The 16487-nt window shown below is 34.0% G+C and carries 17 protein-coding genes and 1 riboswitch; of the genes, 16 read left to right on the forward strand and 1 reads right to left on the reverse strand.

Annotation, left to right across the window (positions count from 1 at the left end; all coding sequences use genetic code 11):
• Nucleotides 1–492: 492 nt before the first annotated feature.
• Complete coding sequence (locus tag DER71_RS02430; RefSeq protein ID WP_114457517.1) at nt 493–837, forward strand: DsrE family protein; 345 nt, start codon at nt 493–495, stop codon at nt 835–837.
• Between the two features lie 118 nt (nt 838–955).
• Here the strand turns inward: DER71_RS02430 and DER71_RS02435 are convergent, their stop codons facing one another.
• The gene (locus tag DER71_RS02435) at nt 956–2890 is read right to left on the reverse strand and encodes an SLC13 family permease (protein WP_233487362.1); all 1935 of its coding nucleotides are present in this window, start codon (nt 2888–2890) and stop codon (nt 956–958) included.
• 260 nt (nt 2891–3150) lie between these two features.
• On the opposite strand from DER71_RS02435, the gene DER71_RS02440 reads away from it, so the two are divergent.
• The 15 genes from DER71_RS02440 to DER71_RS02505 all read left to right on the forward strand — a co-directional run bounded on the left by DER71_RS02440 (nt 3151) and on the right by DER71_RS02505 (nt 16439).
• Entirely contained in the window at nt 3151–3867 is a 717-nt protein-coding gene (locus DER71_RS02440; protein WP_114457519.1) for a LexA family transcriptional regulator, read from the forward strand.
• 152 nt (nt 3868–4019) lie between these two features.
• The gene (locus DER71_RS02445) at nt 4020–4307 is read left to right on the forward strand and encodes a nucleotidyltransferase family protein (protein WP_233486967.1); all 288 of its coding nucleotides are present in this window, start codon (nt 4020–4022) and stop codon (nt 4305–4307) included.
• A 129-nt stretch (nt 4308–4436) separates the two neighbouring features.
• Nucleotides 4437–4655: a DUF86 domain-containing protein gene (locus DER71_RS12150; protein WP_233486968.1), complete on the forward strand. Its 219-nt coding sequence runs from the start codon at nt 4437–4439 to the stop codon at nt 4653–4655.
• Nucleotides 4656–5095: 440 nt separating this feature from the next.
• Nucleotides 5096–5218, forward strand: a riboswitch (cyclic di-AMP (ydaO/yuaA leader).
• Nucleotides 5219–5358: 140 nt separating this feature from the next.
• Nucleotides 5359–6681, forward strand: a complete 1323-nt coding sequence (locus DER71_RS02455) for a TrkH family potassium uptake protein (RefSeq protein ID WP_108142509.1) — start codon at nt 5359–5361, stop codon at nt 6679–6681.
• 20 nt (nt 6682–6701) lie between these two features.
• Nucleotides 6702–7355, forward strand: a complete 654-nt coding sequence (locus DER71_RS02460) for a TrkA family potassium uptake protein (protein ID WP_108142510.1) — start codon at nt 6702–6704, stop codon at nt 7353–7355.
• 27 nt (nt 7356–7382) lie between these two features.
• A complete protein-coding gene (locus DER71_RS02465; protein WP_108142512.1) occupies nt 7383–9209 on the forward strand; it encodes an ATP-binding protein in 1827 nt (608 codons plus the stop codon).
• Nucleotides 9202–9615, forward strand: a complete 414-nt coding sequence (locus DER71_RS02470; protein WP_108142514.1) for a response regulator transcription factor — start codon at nt 9202–9204, stop codon at nt 9613–9615. Before DER71_RS02465 ends, DER71_RS02470 begins: the two co-directional genes overlap by 8 nt.
• Complete coding sequence (locus tag DER71_RS02475) at nt 9605–10300, forward strand: response regulator (RefSeq protein ID WP_076544500.1); 696 nt, start codon at nt 9605–9607, stop codon at nt 10298–10300. The genes DER71_RS02470 and DER71_RS02475 overlap by 11 nt, the downstream gene beginning before the upstream one ends.
• The gene (locus DER71_RS02480) at nt 10301–10714 is read left to right on the forward strand and encodes a TrkA family potassium uptake protein (protein ID WP_114474254.1); all 414 of its coding nucleotides are present in this window, start codon (nt 10301–10303) and stop codon (nt 10712–10714) included.
• A gap of 2 nt (nt 10715–10716) precedes the next feature.
• Nucleotides 10717–11379: a TrkA family potassium uptake protein gene (locus DER71_RS02485; protein WP_114474255.1), complete on the forward strand. Its 663-nt coding sequence runs from the start codon at nt 10717–10719 to the stop codon at nt 11377–11379.
• 1 nt (nt 11380) lies between these two features.
• Nucleotides 11381–12862: a TrkH family potassium uptake protein gene (locus DER71_RS02490; RefSeq protein WP_114474256.1), complete on the forward strand. Its 1482-nt coding sequence runs from the start codon at nt 11381–11383 to the stop codon at nt 12860–12862.
• 753 nt (nt 12863–13615) lie between these two features.
• Complete coding sequence (locus DER71_RS02495; RefSeq protein WP_114474257.1) at nt 13616–15004, forward strand: AAA family ATPase; 1389 nt, start codon at nt 13616–13618, stop codon at nt 15002–15004.
• The gene (locus tag DER71_RS02500; RefSeq protein WP_133505644.1) at nt 14997–15578 is read left to right on the forward strand and encodes a hypothetical protein; all 582 of its coding nucleotides are present in this window, start codon (nt 14997–14999) and stop codon (nt 15576–15578) included. The genes DER71_RS02495 and DER71_RS02500 overlap by 8 nt, the downstream gene beginning before the upstream one ends.
• A 263-nt stretch (nt 15579–15841) precedes the next feature.
• Entirely contained in the window at nt 15842–15964 is a 123-nt protein-coding gene (locus tag DER71_RS12330; RefSeq protein ID WP_255416554.1) for a hypothetical protein, read from the forward strand.
• A 52-nt stretch (nt 15965–16016) separates the two neighbouring features.
• Nucleotides 16017–16439: a hypothetical protein gene (locus DER71_RS02505; RefSeq protein ID WP_114474259.1), complete on the forward strand. Its 423-nt coding sequence runs from the start codon at nt 16017–16019 to the stop codon at nt 16437–16439.
• Nucleotides 16440–16487: the final 48 nt, after the last annotated feature.

The raw sequence follows: 16487 nt of genomic DNA on the forward strand, positions 1-16487 counted from the left end.
TGATGAATAAGCTAACAGGGGTTTCCCCAAAATTTATTTTCAAGCTGCAAAAAGGGGGCTTTAGTCATCAACGAAATTTTTAGATTTATCTAAAACTCAATTCGGGTGTGAAATAGGGCACACTAATCAATGAGTCCTCCTGACTCATGATTAGCTCACTCCATCCTGCAGTTCAACCCTATTTCTTCCTTCATTTCGTTAAGATTCATTGACTAAAAATTTCAATATTCCTGCATCTCCCCTTTTTGCAGCAGTATATAAAAAATGGGGAAAGTCCAGATAAGCTAAAGATTGAAATTTGTAGCAAAATCTGGTATCATTACTGTAATCTCCAGTTAAACACCTATCAACAGGCACTGCCTGCAGCCTATATTATAAATCAGGAAAGGGAAATAGAATTTGTCGATCTGAATTTAGATTATACTGTTCGCACAGAACCCCAGACAATAATTAATAATTTGTAAATTAAACAAAAAAGAGGAGTTGAATAAAATGGCAGATGAAAATAGTTTAGTTGTTTTATGGACAAGTGGAGATAAAGAAGTAGCTAAAAAAATGGTTTTTATGTACACGCTTAATGCTAAAACAAGAGGATGGTGGCAGGATATTAAATTTATAGTTTGGGGACCATCCTCAAAACTGTTAAGTGAGGATCAGGAACTGCAGGAGCAGATTAAAGAATTTATCGAAGAAGGAATTGAAGTTGAAGCCTGTCAGGCATGTGCTGATCAGTATGGTGTTGCCGATGATTTAGCAGAACTGGGTATTGATGTTAAATATATGGGAGAACCTTTAACTGATTATCTAAAAAGTAATAGTAAGGTTATAACATTTTAAATATCTAATGATTATTCCTATATCCCCCTTTTTTTGTAATATAATTTAAAAAATGGTAAAGATCTTTATTATTTAAGACAAAAATCCAGCCAGCTAAACAAACTATCTCTTATATGTTTTATAATCCCCAAAATATTGAAATAGCAATTGGTACTATAACAGCCATTATTATTTCTAAAGGTGCTCCTACTAACACATAATCCCTAAATTTATAACCTCCCGGTCCATAAACCATTAAATTTGTTTGGTAGCCTACCGGGCTCGCAAACGAAGCACTAGCAGCAAATGTTACTGCTAAAACAAAGGCAAAAGGATTTGCTCCAATCTGATCTGCAGCATTTATTGCCACCGGAATCATAAGTACCACAGTGGCATTATTACTTATTATATCTGTAAGTAGTGTAGTCATATAATAAAATATCGCCAAAACAATAATATCCGGTAAAAATCCTGCAATATTTAAAATCTGATTAGCTATAAACTTAGCAGTTCCAGTCTGCTCAATTGCAACCCCTAGTGGTATTAAACCCGCTAAAAGAAAAATAACTTCCCAATTAATTGAATCATATATTTCCTGTGGATTTATTAATTTTAAGATAACCATTGCTGCAACACCTGCTAAAGTAGCAATCGGAATCGGCAATATTTTAAGTGATGCCAAAATAATTATCGAAAAAGCAATTCCTACTGATAAAATAATATCTGAAGGCTTATAAGCAATAGTTTCTGTTTCATCCCTTTCTCTTATTATAAAGTTTTGATTTTCTTTTAGCCTTTCTATAGTATTTTCAGCAGCCAGTAATAGAAGAACATCCCCTTCTCTCAAATAAAAATTTTTAATATCAGTATGGGCAATTTCCCCTCCATGTCTAATTGCAAGCAAACTTGCATCATAACGATTAAGGAAATTAACATTATTTATAGTCCTGCCTTTCAAAAACGAGTTATCAGGAATAACTAATTCAATTACTTTTTGCCCGGTTATCTCGTTTTCTAATTGTGCCTGAGAAATTTTAATTTCTGGTAGAATAATTACCCCATTAATCTTTGCAAATTCTAAAACAGTTTCATAATCTGCTCTAATAACCAAATGATCATTTGGCCTAATTGTTTTTAATTCTAGAGGTTCCATATATTTTTCATTATTGCGATTTAATTGTATAATATCTAAATTCTTACCCTTATTTGACAATAATTCTCCTATATCCTGTCCAATTAAAGGAGAATTTTCAGCTATTTTTATTTCAGTTAAATATTTTTCTATCTCATATTCTTCTATATAATCTTTTAGATCATGTCTAATTCTTTCGGGTATTAAGCGGTGTCCAATTGTTATTAAATATAAAATTCCCACCACAAATACTACTATCCCTAATTTTGTGAATTCAAACATGGAAAAAGGATGGTTTATCAAGCGAGCAGATACCTGACTTCCTAAAAGATTAGTGGATGTCCCTAATAAAGTTAATGTACCACCCAGCATAGCAGCATAAGAGAGTGGGATTAACAATTTAGAGGGAGATACTTTTGTTTTTCTAGCTAAATCAGTCACCATAGGTATAAAAGTAGCAACTGTAGGAGTGTTATTAATAAAACCAGCAATAATACCTGTCAGTCCACTTATTGCAATCACTTGTTTTTTCTCATTATCACCAGTATATTTAATAATTTTATTTCCTAGAAATTGCATTGCTCCACTATTTTGAATTCCCCTACTAATTACAAACATTGCCATAACTGTAATTGTCGCTGAATTACTAAATCCTGATAAAGCATCCTCAACTGAGACCTTCGTCCAGAAATTGAATATAATTAAAACAACTGGGATACATAAAGATATAACACCTATTGGAAGAGGTTCCCATATAAACAGAACTAAAAGCAGAAATATTAATACAATAATAATAAGTATTTCTTGATTAAAAGTTGGTGCGTTTTTAATATTTATATTACTTTGGTTTTTTTGTGCCTGTGCACAATATGGTTGAGAAAAAACAAATAATAGAATAAGCAAAATGAATACTGCAGTTAAATAATTATTTTTTATCAACATATTCATCTCCTCCTATTAAATTCAATATTGTATTGTTACTGAAAAATCAAGTAAATTTCAATATTACTAAATCGCCTTTTTTGCAGCATAAATTGAAAATTAGGGAAACTTCTTATCTGATATGTTTATTGAGTATATAATAGCATATACAATATAATAGCATATATAGAAGCTTAAGTAAAGTCTAAATTACAAAATATATTAAATAATGTTTTGAATTTAATACAAAATTGAATTATAATGAATGTGAGGTGAGAGAAATGTATGTGTATAATAAGGATAAACTAATTAACTTAATCAAAAAAGCAAAGGGTGAGGATAAAACAGTTTCAAAATTTGCAAAAGAAATGGGGGTAAGCAGACCATACCTTAATAATTTACTTAATAAAAAGCAAAAAAATCCACCAAATCCAGACATACTGCAGAAAGTAGCTGAAAATAATAATCAAGTCCGCTATGTAGAATTAATGGTGGCTGCAGGATATCTTGATGAAAAGTATATTTTAGGTGATAAGAATGATAAGAAAGTAAGGTCTATTAATAAAATGCTTTCTGAGTATATAGAGAAAGTAGAAGATATAAATCCTAGAGAAGTGGTTCCCAGTTACAATTATGATAATGAATCTTTTTGGGATGATAAGAAAGAATGTGTTGCGGAAGACTACTTTATTTTTCCAGAAAGTTATGTTACAGATTCATCTTATGCTTTAAAGATAACAAACAATAATTTCAAGTATTGGAGGATTATTAAAGGTGATTACATTTTAATAAGACCAGCAAATAATGAGCCTGCAAATGGGTCTACAATACTAGTGATAATTAGAAAAGGTGGTGATTACAACAGAACAATAAAAAGATACTATATTATTAATGATAGCAAGGTAAGATTAGAACCAGATATTGAGAACTATGGAGAAATAGATAAATCAGAAGTTAAAATTATAGGATTTGTAGATTACATGGGTAGACAATATTAATACTGCCCAGAAGAAAGATGTGATTTTACAAATTAATTCATAAAAGAGCAGTATAGCGGCCGAGATAGAGATTTTTTATAGGGTTATTCAACTCCGTAATTGATATAATGATATCAATAGTTAATAACGCTACCGAAAGAAGGAGTGAAATTATGGATAAAAAAGCCCTCAAGGAAAAAATTAGGGATTTAAAACCTATTTTAGAGAAAAAATACAAAGTAAAACGTATTGGTCTTTTTGGTTCATTTGCAAGAGATGAAGCAAATGAGGATAGTGACATAGATATTTTAGTAGAGTTTTCTGGAAATATAGGATGGGAATTTATAGATTTAAAACAATTTTTAGAAGAAAATTTAGAGCGAGAAGTTGATTTGGTAACTATAGAAGCTTTAAAACCAGAATTAAAAGAAGACATATTAAGAGATGTGATATACCAATGAGGAGAGATCTTTTGTTTCTAAAGGATAGAATTAATGCAATGAATAAAATATTTAATTATAATATTTAATTATACAGAGAAAATGACAAAAGAAGACTTTTAAAAAGATGAGCGAACTATTGATGCAGTTTTGAGAAATATTGAAATTATAGGTGAAGCAGCTAATAAATTATCTAAAAAAATATATGAAGAAAATGAAAATGTTTCCTGGGGAAGAATGATTGGTTTAAGAAATATAGTAATTCATGAAAATTTTGGAGTAGATTTAAATATTATTTGGCAGGTTATCACAGTCAACTTACCAGAAACTAAACCTAAAATAGAAGAAATATTAAAGGAAATATCTTAACTTTCATGAAATATAATTGATAATAAAATTGAGTCTTGAAATTTTACTGTTTTTTATCAAGAAATAATATATGGTGCCCCCGGTAGGAGTCGAACCTACGCTCAAGGCTTCGGAGAGTTTTGTCGAAGTTCCTTATATTAGCATCTTTTCTTATAATCCCTGTCATAACAGCAATCTAGTGTTGGAAATATCCCATATAGTTGTAAAATACTGTATATTTTACTGCGGTATTTAACGGTGGCTGAGGCTCACTGCGGTGAAATCACGGTGGAAAATCGAATAAAATTAGCATCTCAATTGGAGATTATTTACCCTCAGAGAAACTTCATTTTGTTCAGTTATTGATGGAGTTTTCTGGGGGTTTTTGTTACTTCGGAAGAAATTATTTTTATCACTTATTTGACAAAATATTTATAATGTGTTTTAATATAGGAAAGAAAATAATTCTGTTGTCTAATCTCATCTGAGAGCGGGGGACCCAATTTTTGGGGCGAATCTATATTAGAAGAAGACCTTTACTTCTAGCCCGACAGCTAACTCCGTAGACTTTAAATAAGGGACAGACGTGATGCCACCATTATATTCTATATTATGGTGAAATTTATCTATTGGCACTACAGTCTATCTGTAGTGTTTTTTTGATTTTATAGAGTTTTGATTTATTTAATAAATACATAGATTTGTTTTGAGAGGAGTAGGGAGAATGAAGATCAGCAAGAAAAATTTAACCCCGGCACAGTACTTAGTCTTTGGTTATTTTATTATTATCATGCTGGGTTCAATACTTTTAATGATGCCAATAGCGACAACAGATGGGCAGGGCTTAAATGCAGTAGATGCAGTATTTACAGCCACATCTGCCACCTGTGTGACAGGTTTAATTGTTGTTAATACTAAAGAAGCCTTTACTCATTTTGGTTCAACAGTTATTATGCTTTTGATCCAAATTGGTGGATTAGGTATCATGTCAATGTCTACCTTATTTGCCTTTATAATTGGGAAAAAGATTAGTTTAAAAGAAAGATTAATTATTCAGGAAGATTTAAATCAGTATCAGATTTCAGGTATGGTGAGACTGGTTCAGTATCTGCTTGGTTTTACCTTTGCAATTGAGGGAACTGCTGCAGTTATCTTATTTTTCCGTCTGGTTGAGGATTATCCTGCAGGGAGGGCAATTTATCTGGCTATTTTCCATGCAGTATCTGCTTTTAATAATGCTGGTTTTGATCTTTTTGGAAACAGCCTGGAGAACTTTACCGGTGATATAACAATTAACTTTGTTATTATGGCCTTAATTATCCTCGGTGGTATAGGTTTTGGGGTAATGGTAGAAGCTTATAACAGAGTCAGGTTTAAAAAAACAACTCTGCAGACAAAAATAGTACTTATAATTACTTTAGCCTTACTTATCTTTGGCTTTATTATCTTTTTTGTTTTAGAATATGATAATACTCTTGCTGGTTTACCACTTCTTGATAAAACACTGGGAGCAATGTTTTTATCTGTAACACCAAGAACAGCAGGTTTTAATACAGTTGCAACCGGAGCTCTAAAACAGTCTTCACTCTTTATTATCATTATCTTAATGTTTATTGGTGCTTCACCCGGCTCGACCGGTGGAGGTATCAAAACAACTACTTTTGGAGTGATGCTTGTTACCTTAAAAAACATGATAACAGGTAAAGAAGATATGGAAGTATATAACCGCCGCTTTGAAAAAAAGATCGTCTATGAGGCTTTTACTATTACAATGCTGGCTGCTGGGCTGGTTGTACTGGTAACTACGCTTTTATTAGTGATCGAAGACTTTCAATTTATTGATGTTTTATTTGAGACAGTTTCTGCCTTTGGTACAGTGGGACTTTCAACAGGAATTACCGGGCAGCTATCTGATATCAGCAGGGTTTTAATCACTATCACGATGTTTGCTGGCAGAGTTGGTCCACTGACACTGGCGCTTGCCTTTGGTGAAAGGGTAAGGAAAGGAAAATATCATTATCCGACAGAAAAAGTAATGGTTGGTTAATTTAGATAGGGGGAAAATAAATGAAGCAGTTTGTTGTTGTAGGTTTAGGAAGATTTGGAGCCAGTGTTGCTACTACTCTGGCTGAAAATGGACATGATGTATTAGCGATTGATCGTGATCCAGAAAAGGTGCAGGCAATCAGTGCTGATGTAACTCATGCTGTAGAGGCTGATGCTACTGATGAAGAGGCCTTAAAAACATTAGGTGTTAGAAACTTTGATGTAGCGGTTGTAAGTATTGGAGATAATGTTTCAGCAAATATATTGTGTACTTTAATCTTAAAAGAGCTTAACTTGCCTTATGTAATAGTTAAAGCACCTGATAAATTACATGGCAAAGTTTTAACAAAAGTTGGTGCAGATAGAATAGTTTATCCTGAGCGTGATATGGGAGCAAGAATTGCTCAGAATCTTATCTCTTCCAATGTTTTAGATTATATAGAGTTTGCTCCAGAATATGGAGTAATAGAGATTCTTGCCAGTGATAATATGGTCGGTAGAACTTTAAAGGAACTTGAATTGAGAGCCAGCTTTGATGTTAATGTAATGGCAATTAAAAGAGGGGAAGAACTATACATTTCGCCGGGAGCAGATGATAAAATTGAAGCTGGAGATAAATTAGTTTTAATGGGGAAAAATGAAAATCTGGATAAAATGAGAGATTTCGGCAATTAAATCTGTTTTTTTAAGGGAGTGTAAATTATGAATATAAAGACTTTAAAAGGGAAAATACTCCTTGGTTTTGCAGTCATGATCTTAATTTTGGCAGGGGTTGTTGGCTGGAGTATATATAACTTTGAAACACTTTCAAATGCAATTAATGATATTTTAGTTGAAAATTACCGCAGTATAAAAGCAAGTGACAGTATGGTTGAATCAATAGAACGCCAGGACAGTGCCTTATTGCTGCTTTTAAGATCTACTGAAGAACAGGGACAGGAAATCTTCAGACGCAATGAAAAAGAATTCTATACCTGGCTGGCTAGAGCAGAAGATAATATCACCATTGAAGGTGAGGGTGCAATTTTAGAAAAAATCAATGAAAAATATTTTGAATTTGTATCTAATTTTGATCAATTCTATAATGCAGAAGAAGATCAGCGCTGGCAGATATATAATCAGCAGTTGCTTCCAAGTTTTAATGAGATAAAAAATGATATTCGAGAACTAAGAGAAATAAACAGACAGGCGATGGTTGATGCGCAGGGCAGTGCCAACAGTAGAGCCAATCAGGCAATCATCTATACAATCGGACTGGCTTTACTAGTTACTGCATTTTCATTAATTTTTGCCTTTTATCTCACCAAACAGATATTGAGGCCAATTAAAGAATTAGAAAAAGGGATTAAAGAAGTGGCTGCCAGAAATTTTCAGCGTAAAGTTGAAGTGGCCTCTGAGGATGAAATCGGTGTGCTGGCAGATGAATTTAATGAGATGATTTCCAAACTAAAAGAATATGAAAAATTAAATGTTAAAAAGCTGCTGATGGAGAAAGAAAAGTCAGAAGCTGTAGTAAATAATTTGAGCAGTCCCTTAATAGTGACAGATAAGGATCATAAGATTGTTTTAATCAACGAAACAGCTAAAGAACTATTTTCACTGAGGGAGGATGTACTTGGCACGCACTTTTTAGAGGTTATTAAGGCAGAAGAGATTTTTGAATACATTAAAAATCCTGAAGCTAAAGAAGAGAAAACCTTTCTACTAAAAAAGAACGATAAAAAAAGACATTACAGGATTTCAACCAAACAGGTAATTGATGAAGATGAAGAATATCAATTTACAGTTACTCTATTAGAGGATATTACCCGCTTAAAAGAAATTGACAATATGAAATCTGAGTTTGTTTCAACTGTATCACATGAGTTTAGGACCCCGCTGACTTCAATGAATATGGGGCTCAGCATGGTAATTAACGAGGATACAGGAGAATTAAATGAGGAACAGAAGGAACTGCTGGAAGCAGCCTATGAGGATGTTGAACGATTAACTGAGTTAGTAAATGATCTGCTTGATCTCTCTAAGATTGAATCAGGTAAAATTGAAATGGAATTTGATAAGGTAGATGTCAATGATATTATTGAAAAAACTCTTAACCCCTTCCATAAACAGGCGGAGGAAAAAGAAATTGAGCTCAAATTCAAACAGTCAGAAGATAATGTTTTTGCTTATGCCGATCCTTCAAAAATAAGCTGGGTGATTTCTAACCTGGTTGGAAATGCACTTCGCTATGCTGATGAAGGAAAAATAGAAGTAGATGCAGAAATAAAGGGTAGAAGGGTTCTAGTATCAGTAGCAGATAATGGACCAGGTATTCCAAAAGAATATCAGTCTAAAATATTCGAGAAATTTGTCAGAGCCGGCAGTGATAAAGAGGAAAAGAGTGGAACCGGTCTCGGCCTTGCTATTGCAAAAGAAATTATTACAGCCCACAATGGTCGGATCTGGGTTGAAAGTGAAGAAGGAGAGGGCTCTACTTTTTCATTCTACATCCCAAGATATGGCTATCAGGAGGAAAATAATGAGTAAAATTTTAGTAGTAGATGATGAAAAAAATATTAGATTAGTTGTTGGTAAAAGTCTGGAAAAGGCAGGTTATGCTGTGGATTATGCTGTAGATGGAGTAGAAGCGGTTGATAAAGCTAATAATATTAGTCCAGATCTTATTTTACTTGATTTAAGGCTGCCGAAGATGAATGGTTTTTTAGTACTTGAAGCTTTAAAAAGTGATGCAGCTACAGAGGAAATACCGGTTATTATATTGTCTGCTTTATCTGAAGAAGATGACGTGCAAAAGGCAATTTCTTCAGGTGCTGAAGACTTTTTAGTCAAACCAATCAGTCAGAGTGATTTACTGGCTGCTGTAGAAGAAAGTATTATGGAAGAAGGAACAGGACAGGAAGAAATAGAGGGGGAAGATAATAATGAAAAATAAAGTACTGGTTGTTGATGATGAAAAGAATATTCGTTTGACTTTAAAGAAAGCTCTTTCGAATGCAGACTACGAAGTTGAAACAGCTGTTAATGGAGAAGATGGGCTGGCAAAATTAAAAGAAGAAGAAATCCCGGTTGTACTGCTTGATATGAAAATGCCGGGAATGGATGGCATCCAGTTTTTAAAAGAAGTAACAAATAAAGAAATTGAGACAAAGGTAATAATGATTACAGGTTATGGGAGTGTAGAAACAGCGGTTGAAACTCTAAAATTAGGTGCTGTTGACTATCTGCGTAAACCATTTAAACCAGAAGAAATTATTAATATTGTTCAGGATGTTTTTGAACGCTATAAGGTTGAAAATAGTGAAAAAGAAGTAGAAAGTTTTGAAGAATATATTATGCTTGCTAAAAACGCAATTAATAAACGAGACTTCTCAAAGGCAAAAGAAATGCTGCAGCAGGCCACTTCTCTTGACTCTGAAAAGCCTGAGCCATTTAATCTGCTGGGAATAATTTATGAGATGCAGCATAAGCAGGGAGAAGCAATGAAGATGTACAGAGCTGCTCTGGCACTTGATCCTGGCTATAAACCGGCAAATGAAAACATTGAAAGGGCAGGAGAAAGTATGGGCTCCATTGACTTAGATGATGTTAACTTTGGAGATGACGAGGAGGAAGAATAGATGTTTATTGTTATTGTAGGCTGCGGCCGCACTGGTTCTCTGCTTGCTGGAAAACTTTCTCGTTCTGGTAACGAAGTTGTTGTTATAGAGCAGAATCCAGATTCATTTGCTCTGCTGCCGGTTGACTTTTCAGGGTTTGAGATAGAGGGGGATGCAGCTGAAAGTGATGTTTTACTTGAAGGTAAAATAGAATCTGCTGACCTTTTAATAGTTAGCACTGGCAATGATCAGATTAACTATCTTGTATCACAGATGGCCAGGGTTAATTTTGATGTACCCAGAATTATGGTTAGGACTATAGACCCAGCAGTGGAGAAGATGTATGAAAAAGAAGAACGTTTTGAGATATTTTCTCAGATATCTCTTTTGGCTGAAAACATGATAAATAAAATTGAGCGAGAAGGGATGAGGTAACTATGGAGATTATACTGGTTGGAGGAGGTAAGCTAATTTACCATCTTGCCAAAAAGCTAATTTCTAAAGGACATTTTGTAACAATTATCAATAAAGATCGTAAACTTGCTGATGATCTGGCAAGAGAAATAAAGGCTACAGTTGTCTTTGGTGATGCAGCAAATAAAAAAGTTCTGGAAGATGCTGGCGCCTACAAGGCTGATAACCTGGTATCTTTGACGCAAAAGGACCACAGTAATCTCTTTATCTGCAAAATGGCAATGGACTACTTTGGAGTTGAGAGAACTACAGCTCTAGTAAATAATCCAGAAAATGAAGAACTGTTCAATATTTTAGGGATTACAGGGATCTTTAATGTTACTGATTTGATCAGTTCAATTATTGAGCAGAGTGTGATTTCAGAAGATGTAAGTAATTTAACCATGATTGAAGAGGGAAAACTAAGTATCTTTCAGGTTGAGGTAGCACCTCACTCTGCAGCTGCTGGCAAGGAAATTAAAGAAATTGACCTTCCTATTTCTATTGTTTTAGGTGGTATAGTTAGAAATGGAGATATTTCAATTCCTAGAGGTGGGTCTAAGATTCAGGCGGGAGATAAAATTGTCATAATTTCACTGCCCGAAGAACAGGCAGAAGCTATTAAAGTCTTTGGTGGTGAAGAATAAGATGAAATATAAAAATCTGCTTATTTCTCGTTACTTTCTGATTTCAAAATATACCGGGATTATTATTATCTTTGCCGGGGCTGCTATTCTATCACCACTTTTATTTTTACTAGCTTTTCCTGAAGAAAGCAGCCTGGCACCTCATTTTCTGCTGGCAGGAGGACTTTCTATTCTGGCAGGATTAGTATTATTTATTTATGGGAGCAGACATCAGGAAGAAGATGTGGAGTTATCCTTAAATGAAGGGAGTATAATTGTTATCTTCTCCTGGATCGGAGCAATTATATTTTCGGCAATACCTTTTATAACTATTTTAGATATGAGCTGGAGCCATTCTATTTTTGAAGTGGTAAGTGGCTGGACCACAACTGGTTTATCGCTTGTGGATGTGACTACTGCTCCTAAATTAATTCTGATCTGGCGTTCGATTATGCAGTTTTTCGGTGGAGCTGGCCTGGCAGTTATTGCTTTATCTTCACTGCTGCCGGTTCATGGAATGGGCTTATATATGGCTGAGGCAAGAAGTGATAAATTATTACCTCATGTAAAACGCTCTACCATGTTGATCATGAAAATCTATACTTTCTATACTGCAGCAGGGATTATTCTCTATTATTTTGCAGGGATGCCTCTCTTTGATTCTATAAATCACTCGATGGCTGCAATTTCTACTGGAGGTTTTTCTACTCAGCCTGACAGCATCGGCCATTACAACAGTTTATCTATTGAAGTGGTGACGATTGTCTTAATGCTGCTTGGTACAATAAACTTTGCAACCCATTACACACTGCTTAAAGGTAAGGTTAAAACATTCTTTAAAAATGCTGAGATACGTTTAATGATCACTCTATTTATATTTTTAACTCCTATATTAATGTTTTTTTCATTAAACTCTTTATACCCTATGCTGAGCGAGAATTTTAGAATTACCTTTTTCCAGATCATTACAGCTTTATCAACAACCGGTTTTTCGACTATTTCTTTTGCCAGCTGGCCGATATTTGCTAACTTTATCATTATTTTAATTATGCTTGTTGGTGGTGGAACAGGTTCAACTGCTGGTGGTATTAAGCAGTATAGAATCTATTTGATCTTTAAATCAATCTACTGGGAAATTAAAGAACAGTTTTTACCTCGTAGAAGTGTCAGCAGCAATTATCTCTGGCGGGGAGAGAATAAGTTTTATGTAAAAGATCAGCATGTAAAAGATGTAGCTAACTATATATTACTATACTTGTTTACTTTTTTTGCAGGAGTAGCAGTCCATACAGCCTATGGATATTCTCTTTTAGATAGTATGTTTGAATTTGGATCAGCTCTTGGTACAGTTGGAATTTCAATTGGCTTACTTTCATCCAAAGCTCCTCTGGGTATAATCTGGACCCAGACGATCGGAATGTTTTTAGGTAGGCTGGAATTCTTTATAATTCTTTATGCCGGGATAAAACTATTTAAAGATGGAGTTTATATTTCTAGGCATTAATGTAGTCTTATATAGGAATTTAGGGATTACAATATTTAGATTAAGTACGATTAAACGTAAGCAGTTGATAATAGAAAATCAAGTAAAATTAGCATCTTAATTACCCCAGAGAGATTTCATTTGTTCAGTAACAATGGAGCTTTTCTGGGGCTTTTATTTTGTATAATATTTTCTTCAGGGGGACTTAATAATTAGATATTATTTCGAGTTTTATGTAATATAATAAATTTAGGCTCAAGTAGTAAGTTGAAATATCAGGGAGGTGTTGAAAATGAAAGCTAAGAAAAAAGTAGCTAAGAAAAAACCTGAGAAAAAAGAAATTGAAAAAAAAGAAGAAAAGAAATAATTTCTTTAATCAGTCAAAGTTAAATTATTTATATTTTCCCCTGTAGACTATTGGTGACAGGGTGTTTTTTTGTTGAACTATTTGATTGGTGCAGTTGATAAGTGTAAAAAACCTCCGCACATATCTATAAGTGCGGATAACTTTAACGGATTGAACAGTTTACATGTTTAGCTTAACTATAAATTATTATAATGTAAGGTGTAATCGAAATGAGTACACCTTGTTTAACATCGTAAAATTTAATATAGGTTTAGTCTGAACAACTATTATGAGAATCAGCTGATAGACTATTTTTTTGACTATAATCTAAACTTTTTAACGAATATGATATTTTTTATATCGATTTTTCTGAAAATGTTGCTTTTTACTACTAATAGTTGTATAATTTAATCAGTGGAGGTGATCAAATGAAGGAGAGAATGCTGCGTCTGCAGCAGGTACAACTGAATAACTTTAAGAATGTTAGGCAGGGTCAAATTGATTTTAATAGTTATAAAAGCGAAGACTTTTTTTCTGAAGCATCAGATGTGCTGGGAATATACGGTCAGAACGGTTCTGGTAAAACTGCTTTCATTGAAGCTTTGTGGATACTTAAACTGGTCCTGCTTGGAGAATCTCTGCCTGGAGATATTAAAGATTATATATACCAGGGTGAGAAAGAAGCTGCTATTAATGCTGTTTTTTCTATGTCTTTGGGAGAGAATAAATATCAACTCTTTTATGAAATGGTAATTGAAAGAAGAGAAAATGCTGCTCCAGTTATTATTAAGGAAGATCTATCATATAAGAAACTTGAAGAAGATGGCTGGACATATAAGAGGGGGATAATAACTCATAATCATGATGATAAGGATCAGTTATTAAGTCCCCAGAAGAATTACAATTTACTCACTAAAAACAATAAAGATGCTAAAGTGGACCTTAAAGTAGCCAAAGAGCTTGCGAAGAAGGATGAAACATCCTTTATTTTTTCTAGTGAGATGGATCATATTTATAAGGGTAATAAAGCCTTTAACGAATTTGCTGAGATTATAATGGAGATTAAACAGTATGCTCGTATGAACCTGTTTGTGATCAGAAATTCTCGTTCAGGTATGATCAATGCCAATCTAATTATACCTTTCTGTTTTCAGCATAGTGATTCAGAGAGAATAGAAGGTGGAGATTTGGCAATAGCTCTTTCTGAGTCGACAACAGTTCCTGAGCGGATCCTCTCTACTGTCAAAAATGTTATCGAGAACTTAAACATTGTCTTAAAAGAGATAATTCCAGAGCTAACAATTAAAATTAAAGAGTATGGGGAAGAATTGGATGAGAATGGTGATCCAGTTATTAAAATAGAGCTGCTGGCAGAAAGAGGAGAGATTAAGATTCCTCTGAGATATGAATCAGATGGTATTAAAAAGATTATATCTATCTTGAGTGCAATGATTGCGATGTATAATAAGCCCGGTATTTGTCTGGCAGTGGATGAACTTGATGCTGGTATATTTGAATATCTTTTAGGTGAAATTCTGGAGATCATTCAGGATAGAGCTAAGGGACAGCTGGTCTTTACTTCTCATAATCTAAGACCACTGGAGAAACTTAATAAAGAGTCACTGATTTTTACAACTACTAATCCCCAAAATCGATATATTAGATTTACCAATGTTAAGGAAACCAATAATCTAAGAAGCTTCTATTATCGTGGAATTAAGTTAGGTGGACAGGACGAGGAAGTTTATGAGAGAACAAATGAATACAAAATAGCCAGAGCTTTTAGGGCTGCTGGTAGAGTTGATGCTGATGACTAGAAAATTAATTCTATTCTTAGTAGAAGGTATAACGGAGGAAATATCTTTTGGTCTTATTTTTTCTGAGATATTTGAGGATAAAGAGATTGAATTTCAAATTGCTCGTGGAGATATAACTACCAGAAATGGAGTTAATTCTCGTAATGTGATAGAAGTAATCAATGAAGATTTGATCGAAAAGCATGATAAGGATAAGAATTACTATTATGTTGATAAGTTATGTACCAGACATCCTGAAAACACAAAGAAAAGAAATGATAAAAAAAGCAGCATCATGGATAGACTGAGTAGGCATTCTAAAATTAATGGGATTCCATATAATGCTTACTACCTATCCTGTAATTTAGAGCATGTACTTCACAATGATGCAAATGTTGATGATAATCAAAAAGTAGATAAAGCTGAAGAATTTAGTGATAGCTATTTTGAAAGGGAATTAGAGTTTTTAGATTTTATTAGAAAGGATAGTTTTGCTGTCGAAGGTGAATATGAAGAAACTTGGGAGTTTATTAAGCAGGGAAGTAACTCCTTAAATAGATATAGTAATTTACACCTTGTTTTTGAAGATCTTTAGCATTTTAAAAGGGTTTTTCCCTATTAGTAATCTCAAAAATTACACATAATTTCTAGAGGGACCACGTCTTAATTATGAATTTCAGATCGACGTTCGACGCCCCACCCCCTAGAGCATAACTGAATACTTAAAGACACTGAGCTGTCTGGAGAGTCTCTTAACTGAGGCTGTTCAGGCAGCTCTTTTTTTATGCCTAAATTTAAGGAGGTGAAAGCAGATAAGGGAGTTGGTTAGTCCAAAATGCTGAAAGGGAGGTGAATCAGATGGCTTCTAAGACACTTGTTATCCTACTGCTTGGTGCTTTAGCCTGGCAGAGTTTGTTCAGTGGTAATATTCTGCTGGCTTTGTTCTTTATACTTTTTGATCTTTATCTGATCTCTGAGTAACTGCTGTTTAAGTTGAAAGTTAAAATAAAACTAAAATACGGAGGTAATAATTATGTTTAAAAATGAAAACAATGTTGAGACTGTTCTAAGACTAAGAGAAATGCTGGTTAGAGCAATGATGGCGGAGAATGATGTAATGCAGGAGTTGGTCTTAAGTAAGCTGGAAGAGCTTGGACTTAAGAGAAAAGATGAGATCAAATATGCTGAGAAGATTATTGATTCTAAGAGTGGTGACAATGCCATGAAGAAGCTTGCTCAGACAGCTGAAAATGGCGTTAAAAAGGCAGCTGGACTGGCTTCTACTGGAACTAGGAATGTTGCTAAAGTCACCGGTGCGGCAGCTTCAAAGGTTGATAGAGCAGCCCTGAAAGCGATAGAGAAGTCGGTTATCGCTGCCAATTCTACCAGACTTAAATCAGAGAGTGTTTTCTCAGGGCTGAAGGATGCGTTCATGGAAGGCTGGAATAATGCTTAGGGTTAAACTCAGGGGACTGTCAGTGAGAGCTGATGGTCTCTTTTTTTA

Source organism: Halanaerobium sp. DL-01 (genome assembly GCF_003338615.1).
GTDB lineage: Bacteria > Bacillota > Halanaerobiia > Halanaerobiales > Halanaerobiaceae > QPJE01.